This window comes from Paenibacillus lautus, assembly GCF_050482385.1.
GTDB classification, from domain to species: Bacteria; Bacillota; Bacilli; order Paenibacillales; family Paenibacillaceae; genus Paenibacillus_AQ; species Paenibacillus_AQ lautus_B.
The window spans coordinates 340148-362545 of record NZ_JBCNHV010000005.1 but is presented as its reverse complement, the minus strand read 5'-3'; the positions used below and the strand labels follow the sequence as shown (position 1 = coordinate 362545).

The 22398-nt window shown below is 43.1% G+C and carries 20 protein-coding genes; 18 read left to right on the top strand and 2 right to left on the bottom strand.

Annotated elements, in window-relative coordinates:
* Positions 1-136: 136 nt before the first annotated feature.
* The 13 genes from ABEW73_RS09320 (at position 137) to ABEW73_RS09260 (ending at position 13414) form a co-directional block, all read left to right on the top strand.
* Entirely contained in the window at positions 137-775 is a 639-nt protein-coding gene (locus ABEW73_RS09320) for an SGNH/GDSL hydrolase family protein (protein ID WP_430164548.1), read from the top strand.
* Positions 776-1058: 283 nt separating this feature from the next.
* The gene (locus ABEW73_RS09315; protein ID WP_339290737.1) at positions 1059-2099 is read left to right on the top strand and encodes an ABC transporter substrate-binding protein; all 1041 of its coding nucleotides are present in this window, start codon (positions 1059-1061) and stop codon (positions 2097-2099) included.
* Positions 2100-2160: 61 nt separating this feature from the next.
* Positions 2161-3081 carry an ABC transporter permease gene (locus ABEW73_RS09310; RefSeq protein WP_096774428.1) on the top strand — a complete coding sequence of 307 codons (921 nt, stop codon included), beginning with the start codon at positions 2161-2163 and terminating at the stop codon, positions 3079-3081.
* A complete protein-coding gene (locus tag ABEW73_RS09305; protein WP_076322082.1) occupies positions 3081-3875 on the top strand; it encodes an ABC transporter ATP-binding protein in 795 nt (264 codons plus the stop codon). The genes ABEW73_RS09310 and ABEW73_RS09305 overlap by 1 nt, the downstream gene beginning before the upstream one ends.
* 322 nt (positions 3876-4197) lie before the next feature.
* Positions 4198-4881 carry a response regulator transcription factor gene (locus tag ABEW73_RS09300; protein WP_430165000.1) on the top strand — a complete coding sequence of 228 codons (684 nt, stop codon included), beginning with the start codon at positions 4198-4200 and terminating at the stop codon, positions 4879-4881.
* Positions 4882-5883: a sensor histidine kinase gene (locus ABEW73_RS09295; protein ID WP_430164543.1), complete on the top strand. Its 1002-nt coding sequence runs from the start codon at positions 4882-4884 to the stop codon at positions 5881-5883.
* A gap of 101 nt (positions 5884-5984) precedes the next feature.
* Complete coding sequence (locus ABEW73_RS09290; RefSeq protein ID WP_430164541.1) at positions 5985-6923, top strand: VanZ family protein; 939 nt, start codon at positions 5985-5987, stop codon at positions 6921-6923.
* A 24-nt stretch (positions 6924-6947) separates the two neighbouring features.
* Entirely contained in the window at positions 6948-7631 is a 684-nt protein-coding gene (locus ABEW73_RS09285; protein ID WP_430164997.1) for an ABC transporter ATP-binding protein, read from the top strand.
* A complete protein-coding gene (locus ABEW73_RS09280; RefSeq protein ID WP_430164539.1) occupies positions 7628-10219 on the top strand; it encodes an ABC transporter permease in 2592 nt (863 codons plus the stop codon). Before ABEW73_RS09285 ends, ABEW73_RS09280 begins: the two co-directional genes overlap by 4 nt.
* A gap of 2 nt (positions 10220-10221) precedes the next feature.
* The gene (locus ABEW73_RS09275) at positions 10222-10632 is read left to right on the top strand and encodes a GTP pyrophosphokinase (RefSeq protein WP_430164537.1); all 411 of its coding nucleotides are present in this window, start codon (positions 10222-10224) and stop codon (positions 10630-10632) included.
* A gap of 416 nt (positions 10633-11048) precedes the next feature.
* Positions 11049-12335, top strand: coding sequence for a S1 family peptidase (locus ABEW73_RS09270; protein WP_430164534.1), 1287 nt, complete (start codon positions 11049-11051; stop codon positions 12333-12335).
* Positions 12336-12374: 39 nt separating this feature from the next.
* Positions 12375-12713, top strand: coding sequence for a DUF3221 domain-containing protein (locus ABEW73_RS09265; RefSeq protein WP_430164532.1), 339 nt, complete (start codon positions 12375-12377; stop codon positions 12711-12713).
* Positions 12714-13237: 524 nt separating this feature from the next.
* Complete coding sequence (locus ABEW73_RS09260) at positions 13238-13414, top strand: hypothetical protein (RefSeq protein WP_430164530.1); 177 nt, start codon at positions 13238-13240, stop codon at positions 13412-13414.
* 119 nt (positions 13415-13533) lie between these two features.
* Here the strand turns inward: ABEW73_RS09260 and ABEW73_RS09255 are convergent, their stop codons facing one another.
* Positions 13534-13926 (bottom strand): hypothetical protein, encoded by a 393-nt coding sequence (locus ABEW73_RS09255; RefSeq protein ID WP_430164528.1) that lies wholly within the window; start codon positions 13924-13926, stop codon positions 13534-13536.
* Positions 13927-14164: 238 nt separating this feature from the next.
* On the opposite strand from ABEW73_RS09255, the gene ABEW73_RS09250 reads away from it, so the two are divergent.
* From ABEW73_RS09250 to ABEW73_RS09230, 5 genes are all read left to right on the top strand, one after another.
* The gene (locus ABEW73_RS09250; RefSeq protein WP_430164526.1) at positions 14165-14926 is read left to right on the top strand and encodes a hypothetical protein; all 762 of its coding nucleotides are present in this window, start codon (positions 14165-14167) and stop codon (positions 14924-14926) included.
* Between the two features lie 295 nt (positions 14927-15221).
* Positions 15222-16610, top strand: a complete 1389-nt coding sequence (locus ABEW73_RS09245) for a helix-turn-helix transcriptional regulator (RefSeq protein WP_430164523.1) — start codon at positions 15222-15224, stop codon at positions 16608-16610.
* A 330-nt stretch (positions 16611-16940) separates the two neighbouring features.
* A complete protein-coding gene (locus ABEW73_RS09240) occupies positions 16941-18320 on the top strand; it encodes a helix-turn-helix domain-containing protein (protein WP_430164520.1) in 1380 nt (459 codons plus the stop codon).
* A 39-nt stretch (positions 18321-18359) separates the two neighbouring features.
* The gene (locus ABEW73_RS09235) at positions 18360-19745 is read left to right on the top strand and encodes a transcriptional regulator (protein WP_430164517.1); all 1386 of its coding nucleotides are present in this window, start codon (positions 18360-18362) and stop codon (positions 19743-19745) included.
* A 168-nt stretch (positions 19746-19913) separates the two neighbouring features.
* A complete protein-coding gene (locus ABEW73_RS09230) occupies positions 19914-21149 on the top strand; it encodes a CynX/NimT family MFS transporter (RefSeq protein ID WP_430164514.1) in 1236 nt (411 codons plus the stop codon).
* Positions 21150-21500: 351 nt separating this feature from the next.
* Here the strand turns inward: ABEW73_RS09230 and ABEW73_RS09225 are convergent, their stop codons facing one another.
* Positions 21501-22238 carry a YheC/YheD family protein gene (locus ABEW73_RS09225; protein ID WP_430164994.1) on the bottom strand — a complete coding sequence of 246 codons (738 nt, stop codon included), beginning with the start codon at positions 22236-22238 and terminating at the stop codon, positions 21501-21503.
* Between the last annotated feature and the right edge of the window lie 160 nt (positions 22239-22398).

Below are 22398 nucleotides of genomic sequence, written 5' to 3'. Positions count from 1 at the left end.
CTCCACATAGTCAACTTAAATGTATAGAAAGTTTGCCATGATATGTGAATTTAAGGGGTTTCACGATTGCATGAAAGCGGTTATGATGAAGGGGTGAGCTTGAGAACACTTTCAATTATTGGAGGCGTTGAACAGCATGGTACATATCGAGCAAAATGCACTCGTATTGTTTCAAGGCGACAGCATTACCGATTGCGGGCGAAATTACGAGGAGTCGGACAGTTTGGGGCATGGATATGCGCTGATGGCTGCTGCCCGGCTTGGTATGGAGCTGCCTTTGAAAAGGCTGCGTTTTGTAAACCGCGGAATCAGCGGGAACCGGGTCGTCGATCTGCGGGGGCGCTGGGAGGAAGATTGCATTGACCTGGATCCGACATGGGTATCCATTCTAGTCGGCATTAATGAGACCGGCTGGAAGTATAACCGTGGTGAAGCAACGTCCGTGGAAGCTTATTATGAAGGCTACAGGGAGCTGCTAATCCAAACCCGCGAGCTGACCGGCGCGAGTTTCATTCTCATGGAGCCCTTCCTGCTGCCCGTTACGGAAGCGAAGAAGGAATGGCGGGAAGATCTGGACCCCAAAATTCAGGCCGTTCGCGAATTATCGCGAGAATTTGAGACGTTGTACGTTCCGCTCGACGGCATTTTTGCTGCAGCCAGCGCCAAGATTGAGATGAGTTATTGGGCGCCCGATGGCGTGCATCCATCGCCGGCAGGGCATGCTCTTATGGCAGATGCTTGGCTTGCGACCATGCAGGGCCGTTCCATTCTGTAGAGGTTGCTTTAAGATTTTTTTCTACTATATAAATATGGTTCGTTATGCTGGCATCCCCGGAAGCATGTGACATCCGGGGATGTTCTTTATGGAAAGCGTCAACCCTTTGAAAATCTTGATTGACGAAAACAATTGGGTACATATAAAATGTTCATAATAGACCGTTGTTCAATAGGAACGACTTATTTTTTGACTTTAATGCTTTCGTCTATGAAAGCGGGGAAGCGTTGTCGCTTTATGTAGAAAATTATTGAAGCGGTTAACAAATGAGAGGGGAATCATGATGAAGAGAAAAATGTGGTTATCACTTACACTCTCCGCACTGCTGGTTACAGCGGTAGGATGCGGGGACAAGCCCGAAGGCGGCGGTACGACTCAAACGGGCAGCGGGGGAGAAGCGGAGAAGAAATCCTATAGCATCGCTATTTCGCAGATCGTAGAGCATCCATCCTTGGATGCAACGCGGGAAGGCATTCTGGCGGCTTTGAAGGAAGCCGGAATTTCCGAGGAAGACAACACGCTTAAAATCGATTACAACAATGCGCAAGGCGATCAAGCGAACAACCTGTCGATCGGCCAGAAGCTGAAGGATACGAAATCGGATCTGGTGGTCGCTATCGCAACCCCATCCGCGCAGGCAGTGGCTGAGAACGTAAAGGAAAAGCCGGTACTGTTCGCAGCGGTGACCGATCCGGTTGACGCAAAGCTGGTAAGCGACTTGCAGAAGCCGGGTGGCAACGTCACCGGTGCATCGGATACCAACCCGGAGGCAGCTAAACAGCTGATGGATTTCATCAGCACCAACTTCCCGAATGTGAAGAAGATCGGCCTTGTCATTAATGAAGGGGAAGCCAATGCAGTGGTTATGGCAAAGACGGCTGAAGAGGCGCTCGCCGAGCATGGCATCGAGCTGGTTAAGGCGGCTGTAACGAACACATCCGAAGTGAAACAGGCCGCGGAATCGTTAGTCGGCAAGGTAGATGCTTACTATATCACGTTGGATAACGTTGTGGTCAGCGGCGTTGACGCGATTATCCAAACGGCACAAAAGAATAAAATTCCGTTCTTCTCCAGCGACCGCGATACGGTGGAGAAGGGGGCTTTTGCAACCGTCGGATTTAAGTATTACGACCACGGCTATCAGGTTGGACAGATGGCTGTAGAGATCCTGAAAAACGGCAAAAATCCGGCGGACATGGAAGTGACGAAGCCGGATAAGCTGGATCTGATCTTGAACACGAAGGTTGCGGCTGACTATGGTATTGAAGTGACCGACGCCATGAAACAGGAAGTCAAAGACCCGGATAACAACATCATCGAGTAACTGTAAGGCGCGGAGATAACAGCCCGCGCCTTACTTCTTAATCCTTAAGGAGGTCAATGACATGCTGGATTTCGTGATGAGGCTGGATGGTCCGATTGAATTGGGGCTGCTGTATGCGTTGATGGCACTCGGCGTATATATCACGTTCCGAATTTTGGATTTTCCGGATTTAACAGTGGATGGAAGTTTTACGACAGGCGCAGCGATTGCAGCGATTCTGATTACCAACGGTGTGAATCCATGGCTTGCTACGCTGGCTGCGTTTGCCGGAGGTATGTTAGCCGGTATCTGTACAGGCCTGCTGCATACCAAGGGTAAAATCAACGGTTTGCTTTCAGGCATTATTATGATGATTGCCCTGTATTCGATCAATATGAGGATTATGGGTAAGCCTAATATTTCGTTGAGCCAGGAAGCGAATATCTTCGGATCGATCGATCCGATTTATATTATGTTAGTGATTGTGATCATCGGCAAGCTGCTGCTCGATGCATTCTTCCGCACGGATCTTGGTCTAGCGCTGCGCGCGACAGGGGATAACAAGCGGATGATCCGCAGCTTTGGTGCGAACACGGACACCACAACCATTCTGGGGCTCAGCATTTCAAACGGTCTGGTGGCCTTATCCGGCGCAGTGGTTGCCCAGCAATCCAGTTTTGCCGACATTAGCTCCGGTATCGGTATGATTGTGATCGGTTTGGCATCCGTTATCATTGGCGAGGCCGTGCTTGGGACCGGTTCGGTATTCCGGACGACGCTGGCTGTAGTCTGCGGTTCGATTATTTATCGGATTGTTGTTGCCGCTGCCTATGAGATTCCATGGCTTGAAGCTTCAGATTTAAAATTGATCACCGCGATCATCGTCATTATCGCTCTCGTGGTTCCGACCATCAACCGGGCGATGAAGCAGCGTTCACAGGCACGGAGGCGCTCAACCGAACTGTTAGCTACGCAAGGGAAGACCAAAGGAGGTGCGCTCTGATGCTGGAAATGAACCATGTGTCCAAGCTGTTTAATCCGGGAACGGTGGATGAGAAGATTGCCTTGATGGATGTCAATCTTCACTTGAATCCGGGGGATTTCGTAACGGTTATCGGAAGTAATGGTGCAGGCAAATCCACGCTGATGAATATCATTTCCGGGGTAATGAGACCGGATGCAGGCGAAGTGCGCATTGACGGCACTTCGATCGGCCATCTGCCGGAATTTCGTCGCAGTCGCTGGATCGGCCGGGTATTCCAGGATCCGATGGCGGGCACTGCGCCGCATATGACCATTGAAGAGAATCTCGCGATGGCATATCGTAGGGGCCAGTCCCGCAGGCTCAGCATAGGCGTTACAGCCTCCAAGCGGGCGGGCTTCCGCAAGCACTTAGAGCGGCTTGGCATTGGACTCGAGGATCGGCTCCGAGCCAAAGTCGGGATGCTGTCGGGAGGGGAGCGTCAAGCACTAAGCTTGCTGATGGCGACCTTTACGCAGCCGCAAATTCTGCTGCTGGATGAGCATACGGCAGCGCTCGATCCGGCGCGTGCGGAGCTGATCACCCGAATAACCGATGACATCGTGCGCGACATGAAGCTTACCACGCTCATGGTCACGCATAACATGGAGCAAGCCATCCGTCTTGGCAATCGCCTCATTATGATGGATAAGGGACGCATCATTCTGGATGTAGACCAAGAGCGCAAGAAATCCCTGACGGTGGCGCAGCTGCTCGGGGAATTTGAGCAGATTAGCGGCCATAAGTTGTCGGACGATCGTTTGGTTCTTGGGTAAGCATCTTGCGTTGAGACGGGAAACATGATAATGAATATAACGCTAAGCCTTCAATCTTGACAGGCTTAGCGTTTTTCTATACGCTAATTTCTTCCTGGCCAGTTAACTACTGATGTCGCTTAATGATAGGACTGTTTTCAATTCCATCGCTTTTTGCATGGATTCCTGATAACGTGTTAATGTTGGGTGAGCCACATCTTTAATCCGGAAAAAGATCAAGAGTGTGCTTTAAAAATGCCTGACGACCGCTAATCTTGAACTAGCGGACATTTGAATGTAGGAGGCTTATTCTTCCATGGTCGTTCGTAAAGATGATCTGCAAATGAAAATATTATTAGTGGAAGATGATAAAACGATCGCGTCCGGTCTGGAATATTCGCTGCAGCAAGATCGCTTTTCTACCGTTCTTTGCTATGATGTCGCATCTGCAAAAAAAGTGCTCGCGGAAGATATAGATCAATTCGCTTTATGCTTATTTGATTTATCGCTTCCGGATGGAAGCGGTTATGAATTGTGCAGCATGGTGAAAGAACAACGAGATATTCCGGTCATTTTCTTAACGGCGATCGACGATGAGGTCAATGTCGTGATGGGGCTTGACATGGGAGCGGATGATTATATTACAAAACCATTTCGTATTCGCGAGCTTCTCTCGCGGATCAAGTCCGTCTTGCGGAGATACCATAAGTCGTCTCAGACCCAAGGGATCATTAACATTGACCAGGTTCGCATGAATACGCTGGAAGGAAAAGTGTATAAAAACGGCGCCGAAATTTCATTGACCGCTCTGGAGTATCGCTTATTGTTGATTTTTGGTAACCATATTGGACAAGTTCTGTCAAGAAATCAGCTGTTAGAGCAGATTTGGGACGTGGCAGGCGACTTCGTGAACGACAATACGCTAACGGTATATATCAAAAGGCTGCGGGAAAAGCTGGAGGATGATCCGCAGCATCCCACGATGATCAAAACGGTACGCGGTTTAGGATATAAGGTCGGTGATTAGATGCTACGCAATCGAGAGATTCAAATGTTATTGTTGATCATGGGTTCCATCAGTTTAGCGGGGGGCGTTGCGGCTGCTTTCATTTCGTCTGTAGCTGCAGCGCTCGTTTTCATCATGTCTATTTTACTTATGGGAAGCAGTCTGTTATTCACGAGATGGAGATACCGCGAACTTGAAAAGCTGTCCGTCTATTTGCGTGAAATTAGCAGCGGTAATTATTCACTTGACGCTCGCGATAATCAGGAAGGCGAGCTTAGCATTTTAAAGAATGATATTTATAAAGTGACGCTCATGCTATCAGAGCAGCGATCGCTCCTGGAGCGAGACAAAACGGGGCTAACGGATGCCATATCCGATATCTCGCATCAGCTTAAAACGCCGCTTACCTCCATGACGGTGATGGCGGATTTGTTAAGCAAACCTGACCTACCTCCAGCGAAAAGAACGGAGTTCACCCGCAATATCCGTATTCAGCTTGAACGAATCGATTGGCTTGTTTCTTCCTTATTGAAGCTATCGAAAATCGAGGAAAAGACAATCCAGTTCAAAAAAGATCAAGTATTCGTGCATGAGCTTATACAAAAGGCATTAGAACCGGTTTTGATTCCGATGGAAATCAAGGACCAAACGGTTTCCATCAACGGCGATGACAATGTTTCTTTTATCGGTGATTTTAAATGGACGGCCGAAGCGATTATCAATATTTTGAAAAACGGCGTCGAGCATACGCATGAAGGCGGACGAATAACCATTTCTTTTTCCGAAAATGCGCTATTTACGGAAATTATCATTGCTGATAACGGAAAAGGAATTCCAAAAGAAGATGTTCCTTATATTTTTAAGCGTTTTTATAAAGGGAAAAATGCGAGCGAGGGGAGCATCGGTATTGGTCTTGCGATGGCTTACAGCATTATTGCAAGCCAGAACGGCGTGATCGATGTGACGAGCAGCAGCGACAAGGGTACGCAGTTTCGGATTAAATTTTATAAGCACGTGATTTAGCGGCACTCCGTAAGTGACTGAATTGTCACCTCCATCGTCACTGAAAAGTCATTTTAGACAGATACAATGATATTCAACAGATGAACGATGGAGGTACGACCATGCATTTGAAACAACAACGCAAAATTATTTTTGCTATCACGATATTCTACACCCTGTTTATTCTTTATTTTTTGTTTTTCGCTTTCGGCAGAGTAGGTAAAGTAGATCAAATCTCCGAGTACACCTTTATGTTTTTGCCTGACAGTTTTTTCAGGTTGCCAAGACTATCAGATCTTCTACATCCTACATTGATGGATTTTGTGGGTTTCGGGAACATCGCAGCCTTTATCCCTTTTGGCATATTGATTCCGTTGTTATATCGGACTAGCTTTGTTCGCTTCATGACATTGTTCATCCTATCCATCCTGCTGCTGGAGACGATTCAGGCACTAACTTTTCTCGGCAGCTTCGACATGAACGACGTCATACAGAACTCAACGGGCGCAGCCATCGGATTCGGGGCGTACAAACTTGGCTTTCGTACAAAAAACGACTGGAGAAATATTGCTGCTACGGGTATTTCCAGCATTGTCTTGATGCTCGGGGTGTGGGGGATCTTCGGGATAGTTGACCAAGCGTTCACCCAAGAGATGGGCCCCTTTGTGGCGATAAACGAATGGAAGGATAGTAACGGCAATCCATCAACGGGAACGAAACCGAACCGTCTTAAGATAGGCGGTCAAGATGTGGAACCCCAATATAATGTGTACAGCATTGAAGGCAAAAACAAGGAAACGTACAGGTACACGTTAGGCAATAAGAAGGAGGTGTACCTCTTTTTGAATTATGGAATTCCCGATCAGGAGGATTCCCGAGGCAGCATTAGGGTTACCGCCGATGGACAAGAGTTCCTGACTGTATCTGTAGAAGCCGGACGCCATGAGCCAGATATGGGCTCCATTTATCTCCCTCAGGCCAATGAGCTTACGATAACCATTGAGGGAAATGTAACCCTGTGGGATGTTGGATATAAAGAGATGGTATATAGCTGGAATTGAGCATGAAGGGAGGGAGATATGACAATGGAAATTTTAAAAATAGAGCATCTGTCTAAAATATACGGCACAGGCGATTCGGCGGTAAAGGCGCTTGACGATGTTTCCTTTTCGGTCCGAAAAGGTGAATTTGTCGCGATCATCGGTCCGTCCGGATCGGGGAAATCCACGCTGCTGCATATGCTGGGCGGTGTGGATCGGCCGACGAGCGGCAAAGTCCTCGTAGAGGATACGGACATGTATAACTTGGACGAAACGCAGCTGGCCATCTTCAGGCGCAGACAAATCGGACTGATCTACCAGTTTTTCAATCTGATTCCCGTCCTGACGGTGGAAGAGAATATTACGCTCCCACTCTTGCTTGATAACCAAAAGGTAGATAAGAAGCAGTTGGATGGTCTCGTGAAGACTTTGAATCTGCAACATCGCTTAAACCATCTGCCCAATCAATTATCAGGCGGACAACAGCAAAGGGTGTCGATCGGCAGAGCGCTCATTAGTAATCCTGCCATTATGCTGGCGGACGAGCCGACCGGAAATTTGGACAGCAAGAATAGCAGCGAGATCATCGACTTATTGCAAATGTTGAATAAATCCTATCATCAGACACTGATCGTGATCACGCATGACGAACGAATCGCTTTGCAAGCTGACAGAGTCATTTCGATTGAAGACGGAAGGATTGCCAAAGACGAGGTGATTCGCCCTTGAATATTGTCAATAAACTCACCGTCAGACATTTGAGGCAAAACAAGAGACGAACGCTTGTAACCATCATCGGTGTCATCATGTCAGTTGCCATGGTGACGGCTGTTGCAACGCTTGGTTTTTCTTACTTGGATTTAATGAAAAGGCAGACCATCGCGGATGAAGGGGAATGGCATGTCCTATATCAGGATGTAAACAAGGAACAGCTTGCAGCGATAAAAAACGATGACGCAACCAAGAACGTTGCGATCACAAACGATCTTGGTTATGCCCCATTGGAAGGGGGACAAAATCCCAATAAACCGTATTTGTTCATCAAGGCGTATGATGCACAAGGTTTAGCGCAATTTCCGATTGAATTGAGCAAGGGGCGTCTGCCGCAAACCGACAAGGAAGTTGTGATTTCTGAAGCCGCTGCGACGAACGCCAAGGTGGAATACGAAATCGGGGATCGTCTCACACTTCGCGTCGGCAAACGATTCGAGGTAGGGAACGATCAACTGCTAGGTCAAAATGAATCGCTGCGTATCGTAGATAACGAAAAGAACGAAACGCTGCAACATAAAACGACAAGGGATTACACGGTTGTAGGCTTCATCAAACATCCCGTATGGGAACCGGCGTGGGCCCCGGGGTATACAACCATTAGCTATGTCGATGAAAACCTCATCGGGGCAAACGATCGAGTCAATGCGGCGGTTGTCTTGCAAAAAGTCAATCAGTCCTTGTTCGCTCATGCAGAAAAGCTGGCAGAGAACAACCATATCGAAACGGTCCAATATCACCACGATTTGCTTCATTATTATGGCGTCTCCAAAAGCGAAGCCTCGTACAGCACGATGTTCTCCTTATCGGTGATCCTGATGGCAGTCATTATGATCGGCTCGGTTTCACTGATCTATAATGCTTTTGCGATTTCCGTCTCGGAACGTTCCCGCCATTTAGGGATGCTTGCAAGCGTGGGGGCTACGAAAAGGCAGAAGAGAAATTCGGTGTTTTTTGAGGGTGTCATTATTGGTTTGATCAGCATTCCCGTTGGGATCTTATGCGGACTTGCCGGGATTGGCATAACCTTTCAGTTCATTAACGCTATAATTCAAGGGGCTTTAGGAATTACTGAAAGGCTAACGGTAATCGTTACGCCGTTATCTCTTTTGATTGCCTGTGCTGTTTCAATGTTGACGATTTTCATTTCGACGTATTACCCGGCCGTCAAAGCATCCCGGATTTCCGCTATGGATGCGATTCGTCAAACAACCGATGTGAAGCTTACGGGCAAAAGCGTGGAAACGTCGAAATGGATTCGAAGGCTCTTCGGAATCGAAGCGGAGATCGGATTGAAAAACTTAAAAAGAAACAAGCGGAGATACCATGCCATCGTATTTTCACTCGTGATCAGCATCGTTTTGTTTCTAACGGTATCATTTTTTACCGGTAATCTGAAACAAACCTTGGCCATGTCGCAGGAAGGCGTCAACTATGATATTGAACTCTCTTACGGCAATGGAAAAAGAATAGACGATCGGTTGGTTCAATCCATTGCATCCCTTTCGGATGTGTCGGAATACAGCGTGATTCATGAGTTGTACAGGAACGCTTGGATCCAAGAAGCGTCTATCGCCGATGAATTGCAGGAGGCGGTTAAGAAGGATAAGAGTATGCTGAAGGACGGAAAATATCCTTATGATATTAAAATCGCTGCATTAAACGATTCGAACCTGCGGGCTTATGCCAATGCAGTCGGAGCAGATTACGAGTTACTGACGGATCCGAATCATCCCGCCGCCATCGTGATCGATACCATCGATTATAAAGATATGGATACGGGAAAATACGTCCAAACGAAGGCTATCCATGCGAATGTCGGGCAAAGTCTCGATTTGACAACGATCCATGAGGAAACGGAAAGAGAGACGGATGTAAGTAAAGTGTACATCGCGGCGTTGACGGATCGATCTCCGATGGGGATGAGCTTAATCGGAACAGGCGGGTTAAATATCGTCGTCTCGGAACGGGTCCTGAATCAACTGGCAGATGATAAGAGCGGGGAGTTCGTTCAAACCTATCTCTATTTGAAAAGTGCGGACCCGCTGAAAACGCAGCAGGAAATCGAGGAAATGAAAGAGCCTAATCTGTATGTGTACAATGTGTACCAATCCAGAAAACAGGAAGAACAGATGATACTATTGATGTCCGTCTTTTCTTATGGCTTTATCGTATTAATTTCAGTGATTTCGATTGCGAATATTTTTAATACGATCTCAACGAGCATCGCTCTTCGTAAGCGGGAATTTGCGATGCTGAAATCCGTTGGAATGACGCCAAAAGGCTTTGCGAAAATGATGAACTACGAAAGTGTTTTTTATGGGGCCAAATCGCTTCTGTTCGGGCTTCCTATCAGCTTCGTCGTGATGTATGTGATCTATAGGGCATTTGCGAACAAATTTAGCTACGGATTCGTCCTTCCCTGGATGAGTATTCTGTCTGTCATTGCCGCCGTATTTGTCATTGTCGGTTCTGCCATGCTATATTCCAGCGCGAAAGTAAAAAAGGATAACATTATCGACGCGTTAAAACAGGAGAGTATATAAAAGTGACCGGCTCTGACTTGAAGCTGCAAGGAAAGATAGTGTCAACCATCATTAAAATAAAGTCATATACGTTGCAGCTGGAAAGTGAAGAAGAAAGGGTTGTCGGTGTATTACATGATGTTTTGGAGGATTCGGATATTAAGGAAGTTGATTTGGTCCGATTAGGATTCTCCGAGATAATTGTGACAGCTGTTAAAAGTGTCACAAGAATTCATATTTCTCCACAAAGAAAAGAAAATTATTGGGATTTCATTAGAAGGGCACGATTAAACCCAATTGGATGTAAAGTAAAACTTGCAGATGTTAAAGATAATATGGACTGGAGTAGGATTACGTCTCCTACAGAGTCAGACATGAAGAGAATGCAAAGATACCAGCAAGCTTATTTAATGTTGATTGAATATGTAAAGTAAAAAATTAATATTCTAAGCAAGACCGTTAATAATTCGAATAAAAGTCGATGCGCTAACGGATAGATAGTTAAACAAACACAGTCGAGCAGCTGGTCAATGTGATCAGTTGCTTTTTTGTTAAAACTAACTGGCAGGATTTTAGCGCGAATTTAATAGAAAAGGCTAGTTTTCACACAAAGCAACTTCTAAATATAGATTTTGAGAAATAACCCAAATTTATCCGTAACTTTTTCTCTAGTACTATGGTTATTAATAGTGTATTGAAAAAAAATAAAAAAGGAGCTGAATACCTATTGATGTTGTTATAAAACTAAGAGGAAAAAATTTTTCTTAATCTTAATTACTCGATAGCAGGTAAACTTGACAGGAGGCGCTAGAAAGACGGTATTTAGAAATCTAGAAAAGAGGTGAATTTCATGAAGATAAAAAACAAAATGTTCACATTCATATTATCAATAGGTCTTGTCATGTCTTCAGTTAATGTAAGTGCAAACGAAGTTGAAATTGATTCCTATTCCTCTGATTATTCAAATGAAATGAAATTCAGAGAAGAATTCGGATTGAATACTCAAATTAGTGAAGATAAGAGCTTTCTGTCTAAGAATGTAAATATGAACGAAACAAAATTTGGTGTTAAATTAACAAGAGAAGAGGAAGAACAACTAACATATCGTATTGATCATCAATTGAATAAGTTACCTTTGGTAAAAAATTATTTATCAACCAATAGCACTAGAGATGAAACAATTGTATTTATTGATCAAAAATTAGGTGGAGTCTTAAATGTTGGAACTAAGGATAAGAATGATAAAGAAAAACTTGAATCTGATTTGATAAATATTTATGGGGATCCTACATTGATTAACGTTTTCTTAGCTAAGTATTCAGAACAAGAACTGATTGATCTTAATGAAAGATTATTAATATTATTAAATATTGAGCATAATGGAGTGTTAATCACCGATACCTTAATAAATTTGCCAGAACAAAAAGTAGAAGTAGGAGTTAAGAATCTAGATTCAGAAAAAAAGAAAATACTTGAAGATGCTTTTAATCCTGATATGTTATTAATCAGAGAATCTGCATTGGTTGAAGATCAAAATAGAAACTCAACATATAATCCTCTTCAAGCCGGTACCGCTATTACTAATACAACAAATGGTGGGCTGTGTACCCTTGGCTTTATGGCAAAATTCCCAAGTACTAGTTCAGGATATATTATTACGGCAGCCCATTGTGGTAATGCTGGGAATAGCTTCAAACAAGGAACAAATAGTGTTGGTTCAATGGGTTCAAGAATATACGGTGGTAATGTAGATGCAGCAGCAATTGGTATATCTTCTCTAACATATAGCAATCATTTGTACACTAGTAATTCAAGAGGAGGATATTTTGATACTGTTCAAAATAGTAGTAATGAATTTGTCGGGGAAATGATTTGTATCTCAGGCGCGTCTTCATATAACAATCCAGTTTCATGCGGTGTGCTGAAAAGTAAATCTGTTTCTTATACTATTGAAGGTGTGAATTTTACAGGTTTAAGGAGTGCCAGTTACAGTTCTTATGGAGGAGACAGTGGAGGTCCAATCTACTATAGTTCTGTTTTAAAAGGAGTTCATAAAGGGAGACATAATGGCGAAGGAACATATTCACATGTAGGTAATGTATTAAGTCGACTTCAAATGAATGCTATATTAAATTAATTTGAGAAAACAATAGTGATACTAACTGGGAGCGATTTTATGCATAAGAAAAAAGCATTGTTAATATGTTTATGTTTGTTCTTTCTAACTGCTTGCAGTAGTTCTAAATCTGATTATGAGACATTGACTGGCGTTGTTAAAGAGATTGATGTAGAAAACAAAAAAATCCTTGTCATTTCTGGATTGAAGAAAGAAGATTTGCAAGAAGATTACAAGGTATTAATAGAATTGAAAAAATATAAAGAAGTACTATGGGTAAGTGGAATTGATTCTTCTAAGTTTACAATCGGTGAGAAAGTTGAGATCTCATATAATTCTATAGAAGATTCATATCCAGGACAGGTCACTGCTAAAAACATCACTAAGCTAGATCATTAAAAGATAACTTGGATAAGATCTTACACTGTACTTTATCTTTAGGATTGAATAACGAATATTCTTAATAAAAGAGAATTTTTCGAAAATCCAAATCTTTAATTGATGGTTATAAACAATACCTTTGGTTACAGTTGCTCCTTTTATGTGTCAAGCTCCATGAAGCACTATAAAAGTTGATAAACTTGGTGTATTTTGTTCCAATTGAAGCGGGTCATCCCGCTTCTTTTTGATTAACAGAACTTTTAATCGAGCAAACATCCTGTTATTATAGATAGTTAACTACTATCTTTATCAGTCCCTAGCATGCGCTTTAAGGGATTATCTTAATGAATGCACTTTAACGAAAGTGACTTATTTGCCTATATGGCAGCTTACCTATTAAGGTAAATGGGTCCTTTTCGTTAAGTTGCTTTTTTTCTGCCTGACCCAAATATTTGAAACAAGAAGGAGTGCTGTTTGAATGGATGTATTAGTTAAAAAAATCGAGGAGTTTAATCAAAAACTTATGGAGTCAGAAAAAACTTGTGAGCATTAAAATTAAAGTCCAACCAATCCCCAAAAATTTCGAAGAAGAGCTTGAACGAATTACAGACTCTGGTCAATCCGTTCTGGCTTCGCCGGTCGACAGCAAAAAAGAGCGATTGGAAATCCGGAAATCCATGATTGAAATCATGCGTAAGGAAAAAGCCCAACAAAGATAAAGAAGAAAGAGAAGAAGGCACTTGGATAATTCAGGTGCCTTTTTCTAATGCCTCTTAAACACATCGTAGCATAGTTTGTCATACTATAAGGATATCCACCTCTATGAGTTTTGAGTGGCTCATTTTTCGACTTCGGGATAAACCTCGTTTGGTATATACCAATTCAAACATTTTGGGTAGTCCGTATGTCGGCAAAATTCTTCAGGTTTAAATATCCCAAAGTTTGGTTGATCAACAATATAAACGGCGCCTTCTTGGGTGATAGTTACAGTAAAAGGAGGAACGAATTTAACTGCGATTGGCCCATCTACAAAGCCGGTTACCAATTGCTTTAGCTTTCTGTCTGCAGGGACATAAAAACCATCACAACCCCAGCTCTCTCCCCATACAACAATGGTTCCTTGATCTTTTCGAAGTACATAATCAGCATTATCAAAGTCTGGGCGGTGAGAAGCCGGCGGACCATATATTCTTAATACTTCGTTAGTCTTATTATTTAAATGCCCTGGCAAGTCAATACTTCCTTCATGGATTCCTGGGATCCCTGCATGTTTTTTTATATAATGTTACTTCAACAAAGAACTTATGGTTCAGCCAAGTGATCGACATTGACATCAAAGGTTTCTTTGATAACGTCAGTCACGGTAAGCTGCTTAAACAAATCTGGGCGCTCGGCATCCGGGACAAGTCTCCCCAGACACCTGCAATTATACAGTCGAAGGGAGAAGGGTAAGTCCTGCAACACTACATTTGGAGGTTGATGAACATGCTAACACGCTGACAACATCCCTTCAGCTAAGCACGGCACCTTCAGTCGCCCCCGTCTACAAGAAAATCACTCAGCGGGATGGAGTAGAAGCCCTGCTGCAGCAGAAATTAGGATTATCTGAGTTGAAGGTTAAGGATTGGGATGGCGATCGTGAGGTTCTATTGGAAGACAAATCAGGAACACCCTATACATTCTATCAATCCAAAGAGGGAAATTGGTCGTTAACCGAGAACAATGATATACCAGAACGAACTTCATTCGCTGACCAAGAACCGATGCTCGCAAAGGCGAAAACCATGATGGCCGATCTTGGGCTACTTCCTCAAGACGCTGATTTTACAGCGTTGGATGACGGAGAATTTCAATGGTCCCTCCCGGATAAAGCGGGTGTACACGAGAGTTATTGGACTGGCGAACTCTTGCTCGGTCTTAAACAAGATGGCAGTATCTATTTGATAAATAATGGGATCCAAGAGAATCAATATATTAAGGAAGTAGATATATTGTCTCCTGCAGAAGTATATGAGCGTATAAAGAATGGCGAATTTCCACAAATCAAAAGAAATGCAATATTAAAGCCTGAACAACTCGTTATTAAAAAGGGGGATCAGCTGGATATAACAGGAGTTGAGCTTTCGTTTATGTATGACACGAAAAATTTCTATCAGCCTGTATACACAGTACACGGTGTATTTAATGGGGATTCGAATTGGTTCACATTAATTCAGGCAAGAAGGAGCTAGGAGAGGATATAGTAAGTAACGGCCCTGACTTAGTTGAAGTCAGGGCCGTTATTATATAGCCCAACTTAAAAGCGCTTCCGAAAATTTCGGAGCGCTTTTTCTCATCGTAGTGATCAATATGACGATATATAATAGTAAAGAAAAGTATTGAATTTGGTATTTTTAAATGGTATTGGGTATTTTTTGTAATAAAATGACGTAAATAAGTATTGACCGCTGGAATATTAATCAATATGATTACTGTATAGAGAAATATACTAATATTTGGGTTCTGATCCTAAAGGGTGGTGTTAGCTTGGAAAGGACAGCCACGATTCGCGAACAAATGGAAGAGTTTCTACATAAGCACGAAATGACGATTAATCGGTTTGCTGAGATATCGGGGGTCAATAGCGGCACGCTCAGCAATATTCTGAATGGCAACCGCCCGATTTCCATGCAGCAGTTGGACCGGATTACGTTAGGTATGGGTCTGGAAGAGGGTTACTTTTACGAGCTGTATATAGAAGAATGTATCTTTCATGCTACGCCGGATTGGCGTCGGCTGGGTCCGTTTCTTCACCGCTGCGCGGAGCTGGGGAAGCTGGATTGTCTGGACAAGGCTGTCCGGATGACGATGGATAATATCTCGTATTCACCCTTACTCTTTGAAACGGCAGAGTTTTTTTTCAAAGAGGGAAAACATGAGGCGGCTGTACTGCTGTATAAAAGTGTGGCGGAGAGTGAACGATTTCAGCATTCGGAGCGGTTGGCCCTGTGTCAGTATCGGTTGTTTACGCTTGGGCTAGGCGATGATCAGGAGATCAATTCTCGGGCTGCAGTATACTTCGAACCTTATATTGATAGATTAGATGAAGTATATCAATTGGATGCGCTAGTTGATTTAATTAATGTAAATGGTTCTATTCATAGATGGGATAAAGTAGAGGAATTCGCTGAGCTAATGTTGCATAAAGCAATGATTGAGTTTAAGTATAGTGAGACTAAAAGTTATATTGAAGTAAGAAGGAAGAATCCTCTTGTCTTTTATATTTTATACGCAAATTTATCATTAGAAAATAGCTATAGTGAGCGTGGAGAATACGAAAAGGCATTATACTATGTATCACAATATGCAGATCCTTCATGGGTAAGTAACACAAATAATGAAGAACTACAAATAATTAACCAGTTTAAAGAGTGGGCAGTTGCTAATAGATATGTGTACCAGTTAATGGTCGGGCAAGCAGAGGTGCTTTCTGAATATGTGAAATACGTATCGACACGTGAAGATGAAATTTTCGTGGCTATGTGTAACATAATGATAGCAGCTAATCGACATAAATTTCAGGTAGACGATATCTTGGAGGATTACAAAGAATATTTAGTTTATAAGCAACAACGAAATTACATAGGTAAAGTGAGTAAGCAAGTAACATTAGAGAGACATACGCGTTTATTAGCCGAATTAGGTATTTATTATATAAATTCGGAGGAGTTCGATAAAGGAATAGAATTTATATTGGAAAGTTTGGGAAGTTCCATTACAATCAATAGTAATAATGGCATGCTAAGATGTATGGGGTTATTTGAACAGTATCGTCATATTTCTTCTCTGGAATCACAAAAACGGTATACCAATTTAGTTAGAGAGGTGCAAAAATTAAATGAGAAAAAAATTGGTTTCTCTATTAGTTATGTTTAGTTTAGTTTGGACATTTGCTGTTCCAAACTTAACGACTCATGCTGACAACAATAACAAACAAATAGTGGTATTTTCAACTTTAAGTCATGGATTTGGATCTGGAGGTACATAATTATCTTTTAAACTCGAATAGATGTGTCTTTTGAGATGCTTCCGAAATCCTCGGAAGCGTTCTTTATTATATTTCGTAGTATTATTAGTATATTTCATCATTTGAAAACTACAGATCCATTATGTTGATTCGCTATTGACCTCGCGAAAGTAAAATAATAGCATGTAATTAAATATTTAATATACTAATTTCTGGTACTCATCTGGGGGTGTTGTTACTTGGAAACGACAGCCACGATTCGCGGAGAAATCGTTACATTTTTGCAAAATCGTTCTATGACAATTAACCAGTTTGCCAGGATATCGGGCATCAACAGCGGGACGCTCAGCAACATTCTAAATGGTCATCGTCCTATGTCCATGCATCAGTTAGATCGGATTACCGACGGAATGGGTCTGGAAGAAGGTTATTTCTATGATCTGTACATTCCTGAGTGTATCTTTCATACGACTCCGGATTGGCGGAGATTGGGGCCATTTCTTCTCCGATGTGCAGAGCTGGGTAAGCTGGGTTGTCTTCATAGAGCAGCCCGAATGACGCTGGAGAACATTTCGTACGCACCGATGCTATTTGATATGGCCGAGGCCTTATTCAATGAGGACAAGCATGAAGCGGCAGCTTTGTTGTATGAAAGTGTGGCTGAGTGTGAAAAGTTTCAGTATTCTGAGCGGTTAGCTCTTTGTCAGTATCGATTATTTGTCATCGGATTAGGTGAGAATCAGGATGAGAATTTACAAGCTGCTGTATACTTCGAACCCTATATCGACAGATTAGATGATATGTATCAATTGGACGCGTATGTTAAGTTGATTAATGTGAATATATCATTACAACGGTGGGATAAAATTGTTGCGCTTGGAAAAAGGATGGGACATAAAGCTAAAATTCATTATCAACAAAATAGATATAGGTTCAGAACGTACGAATATCCTAGGAAGTCAGTTATCTTTTACATATTATATTCGTATTTAATTCAGGCCTCTATGCATCAAGAACAAGGAGACTATGATAATGCGTTTTATTATGTGTCGTTATATGAACATCCTGATTGGATAAACAAACCTAATGAGGAAGAGTTACTAATTATAGAGCAGTTCAAGGATTGGGCTGAGGCTAATCGGTATATGTACGGTTTAATGAGTGGACAACCCAACGCTTTAAACCAATATGTAGACTATGTGGACTCACGAGAAGATGAAATCTTTTTGGCGCTGTGTAACATTATGATTGCAGCCAATCGCTATCAACTTCATATCGATCATATATTGGATCGGTACAAGGAGCATTTGGTTTTCAAAACGCAGCAAAATCAGCTTGGAAAGATCAGTGATCTGGTAACATTAAACCGATATACGCGGCTTCTTGCGGAGCTGGGGATATATTATTTAAATTCAAAACAGTTTGACCGTGGACTGGCATACATCTTGGACAGTCTGGAGTATTCCATCAGAACCAAAAGTGACAATGGAATGCTGCGATGCATGGGGATATTTGAGCAATTCCGTCATTTTTCTTCCGAGGAAACTCAGAGGCGATATACCGAATTAATCCAAGATGTTCAGAAGCTATCGGTATACGCCTGGAGCCCGCAAGTGTAGAATACACTAATATTTGGATTTCCCTGGGGGTGTTGTTATTTGAAAACGACAGCCACGATTCGCGGAGAAATAATGAAATTTTTACAGGATAACGAATTAACTCTAAATCAATTTGCGAGAATATCCGGTGTGAATACGGGGTCCTTAAGCAGTATACTTAACGGAAATCGTCCCATGTCTATGAATCAATTGGATCGCATCAATACCAGTATAGGATATCCTGAAGGATTTTTTTATGATCGATACATTTCTGAATGTATATTTCATACCACGCCTGACTGGAGACGGTTAGGAGTTTTTCTTCAGCGATGCGCAGAGATTGGCAAGCTGGATTGTCTGCAAAAAGCCGCCCGATTAACGATGGAAAATATCAGTTATGCTCCGCTGCTTTTTGAATTGGCGGAAGATTTATTCAATGAAGAAAATTATAAAGCAGCGGTTATATTGTATGAGTGTGTAGCAGAGAGTGAGAAGTTCCAGCATTCTGAAAGGCTTGCCCTATGTCATTATCGATTGTTTAAGTTAGAATTAAGTGATGATATGGAATCTAACTTAAAGGTGGCTGTAACTTTCGAACATTATGTTGATCGGCTGGATGAGGCATATCAACTTGATGCATATAGGAAGCTTATTAACGTTAACGTTTCTTTGCTCAGATGGGATATGGTGAAAGTTCTGGCTGAAAAAATGGGATATAAGGCAAAAATACAATATAGAAACCATAATAAAAAAAAGATATCGAAAGATGAACAAGAGAAACCCACCATTTTTTACATATTATATTCGTATCTAATTCTAGCAAATACTCATCGTGAGGCAGGGGATTTTGAAGGTGCATTAGGATATCTTTCAATGTATGAAAATCCTAATTGGTTAAAGGCAAAGGAATTTTCTGATGAGGAAATTTTAACTGTTGATCAGTTTAAAGAATGGGCCAAAGCGAACCGTTACTTGTATAGACTCATGGCTGGAGATTCTGACGTACTGCCTGAATATATAGATTATATTGAATCAAGAACGGATGAGATTTTTCCAGCCCTTTGTAATATTGCACTAGCTGCTAACCGATATCATTTCAACATAGATCATGTACTGGAACAGTTTCGGGAATGCCAGGTATTTAAATTACAGAAAAACAAACTTGGGAAAGTTAGTGAGCACATCACAATGAATCAATATACGCGGCTTCTATCCGAATTGGGAATATACTATTTAAATTCCAAGCAATTTGATCGTGGGCTGACGTACATTGTAGATAGCCTGGAGTATTCCATTAAGATCAAAAGCGATCGAGGAATGCTGCGGTGCATGGGGATCTTCGAGCAGTTCCGTCAGTACGCATCCGAGGAAACACAGAAACGGTATAATGATTTCATTCGTGATGTTCAAAAATTATCCGTGTATGCTTGGAGCCCACTTGTGTAGGGCTCTATACGTGCGTCTACAGGCTAATGCATAGGCGCTGAATCGGCGGCGGACTGGTCCTAAAAGCTGCCATGATAGCCTCCCGAGGCTATGGCCTAATGTCCGGGTTTGTGATAAACTCGGATAAGTTTATTTTTACATATCGCTTGAAAGTAAGGAGTCCATGTCATGACATCAAGAACATCAATAGATCAAAACACAAATTCCGCAGGGCGCACATGGATGATTTTTGCAGGTATCATCCTGATTGCCATTAACCTGAGAGCGGCGATTACATCGGTCGGCCCGCTGATCGGGATCATCCGCGACGATACGGGAATCTCAAACACGTTGGCGGGTATGCTCACCACGCTGCCGCTATTAGCCTTTGCCCTGCTATCGCCGATGGCACCGGCCATGGCCAAAAAATGGGGACTGGAGAATACCCTTTTGCTCAGTATGGTGGTGCTGACATTCGGAATTGGCATACGCTCGGTATCATCTCCATATACGTTGTTAATCGGAACCGCATTTCTTGGAATGGCCATCGCTGTAGGGAACGTGCTGCTTCCGAGTCTGGTCAAGCGGGATTTCCCGCGGCATATCGGATTGATGACAGGCACGTACTCTGCCTCGATGAACCTCCTCGCCGCAATCGCATCCGGGATTAGCGTTCCGCTGGCAACCCAAGCCGGGCTTGGTTGGCAAGGTTCCCTACTAATCTGGGGTTCATTGTCCGTCTTGGCCCTGATCGTGTGGATCATCCAGCGCCGGAGTGCCGGTAAAACAGCTGCGGTTAGTTCGACTGCTACCAAACAACAGAGTGTGCTGAAGTCTCCGCTTGCTTGGTATATTACTTTATTTATGGGTCTTCAATCGTTTACGTTCTACGTGAACATCTCATGGCTGCCCGAGATTCTGAGAAGCCAAGGCATGGATTATAGTGCTGCGGGATGGATGCTCTCGATTCTCCAATTTGTCAGCCTGCCATTTTCCTTCATTATTCCTGTTCTGGCTGGCCGAAATCCTAATCAGCGTTTGCTGGTGACGATCTCTGCATTGTCCATGCTGACTGGTTATGCAGGCTTATTTTCCGGCATGACTTCGTTGAATCTGCTATGGGTGATGCTGGTAGGTATTTCAGGCGGGGCCAATTTTAGTTTATCCCTGATGTTCTTCACCCTACGTACCAAAACGGCTCAAGAAGCTGCCGCGTTATCCGGAATGGCTCAGTCACTGGGTTATTTATTGGCTGCCGTCGGTCCGATGCTGATCGGGTTCCTGCATGATGCGACAGGAGGATGGAAGGTGCCGCTGGCGGTGCTGTCCGCTATTGTTGTGGTGTTGTTTATCTTCGGCTTCGGTGCAGCGAAACCAGGTTATCTCTCCGTACCGAAAGATGCGAAGCCGGAGGCGTACCGATAGAGATCATCATGACAACGACGAATATCTGTGAGTAAATAGGGCTTGCTGAACGACACATATTTGGACTGAAAACTGCATAAGAACAAGGGATTTAGATTCTTTCTATCGAAATCAGCGGCTGGCGGATGTGCTTGGGGAACTCAATGAGCTCGTAGCGACCGAGGGCGCAAAAGCGGCGAAGGACGATGAAGATACGAACTAGGGGATGAAACCGGGTGGGAAACGGCCGCACAAGAAAAGCACCTCTTCGGACATGGTGGAGCAGCAACAAGCCCTGTTTCCATCAACGGAAGCGGGAATCCAATTGTTGACGAACGCCCTAATCCCCATCTGTAATAAAAGCTTCTGCAATCATGGAGTTTGTTTTGCTATGCGTCGTTTGTTTTCTATTATGGTTCTGTACATTGTGTTATCGGAGAGTTGGGTAAACAAACTATGGCCGGGATGTGGATTAGCTTCAAGGATCCAAATGTAGCCGTTCTTGTCTATGGCAAGATCAACCCCCAATTCATGAGTCGTTTTCCATTTACTAACCGTCTCGGCAATGGTAATGGAGAGTTGTTTAATTTTACGAGAACAGGCGTCCACTTTGGTTTGGTTATTCTGAAAAAGCTTTAAGAGAACCTCTTGCAATGGTTCTGCATGCCCTCCTTGATGATAGTTTGTCACAAATTTATGAGGTGCAGCTACACGGGCGACCATACCTGAAATGATCCATTTGTGCTTTGGCTTCTGCAGGTATACACGGATATCAAAGATTTCCCCATGGTACTTCGCCATTCGCACGCCTTTCTGCACCAAATACCCGCGCTTTGAATTCCGATATGAATCAATTGCTTTTAAGACAGAGTGAATTCCAACAATCTTCCGACTTGGGCCGCAGCGAACTTCATATCCCCTACTTAATTCCTTGACACGGATGATTCCGTTGCCGCCACTTCCGAGATTGGGTTTTATGAAGACGGATGAATAAGTTTTCAGCATCCGTAAGATCCTTGAACCTGTCATCCAGCGAGTTTCAGGCAAATGTGGACGCAAGATATGATTCTGTAACATTCCGCTCTGATCCTTCATTTTTCCAACTGTCAATGAAATCCACTCCTCTTGTTGAATTCCAGGTATAAAGAGCATATTCATCACACATCCCTGCTGTATGGACTAGTTTCCAATAATTAAGAAAAAATCAGAGTGAGTGCCTAGGTGCTCTGAATAATGGATATCGGCAAGGGACCAGATCGTAGCATTCAAG

What these genes read in the sequence shown, in the direction of transcription:
- ABEW73_RS09320 (WP_430164548.1), top strand. Translation starts at nt 137, where the DNA reads ATGGTACATATCGAGCAAAATGCACTCGTATTGTTTCAAGGCGACAGC.
- ABEW73_RS09315 (WP_339290737.1), top strand. Translation starts at nt 1,059, where the DNA reads ATGAAGAGAAAAATGTGGTTATCACTTACACTCTCCGCACTGCTGGTT.
- ABEW73_RS09310 (WP_096774428.1), top strand. Translation starts at nt 2,161, where the DNA reads ATGCTGGATTTCGTGATGAGGCTGGATGGTCCGATTGAATTGGGGCTG.
- ABEW73_RS09305 (WP_076322082.1), top strand. Translation starts at nt 3,081, where the DNA reads ATGCTGGAAATGAACCATGTGTCCAAGCTGTTTAATCCGGGAACGGTG.
- ABEW73_RS09300 (WP_430165000.1), top strand. Translation starts at nt 4,198, where the DNA reads ATGAAAATATTATTAGTGGAAGATGATAAAACGATCGCGTCCGGTCTG.
- ABEW73_RS09295 (WP_430164543.1), top strand. Translation starts at nt 4,882, where the DNA reads ATGCTACGCAATCGAGAGATTCAAATGTTATTGTTGATCATGGGTTCC.
- ABEW73_RS09290 (WP_430164541.1), top strand. Translation starts at nt 5,985, where the DNA reads ATGCATTTGAAACAACAACGCAAAATTATTTTTGCTATCACGATATTC.
- ABEW73_RS09285 (WP_430164997.1), top strand. Translation starts at nt 6,948, where the DNA reads ATGGAAATTTTAAAAATAGAGCATCTGTCTAAAATATACGGCACAGGC.
- ABEW73_RS09270 (WP_430164534.1), top strand. Translation starts at nt 11,049, where the DNA reads ATGAAGATAAAAAACAAAATGTTCACATTCATATTATCAATAGGTCTT.
- ABEW73_RS09265 (WP_430164532.1), top strand. Translation starts at nt 12,375, where the DNA reads ATGCATAAGAAAAAAGCATTGTTAATATGTTTATGTTTGTTCTTTCTA.
- ABEW73_RS09230 (WP_430164514.1), top strand. Translation starts at nt 19,914, where the DNA reads ATGACATCAAGAACATCAATAGATCAAAACACAAATTCCGCAGGGCGC.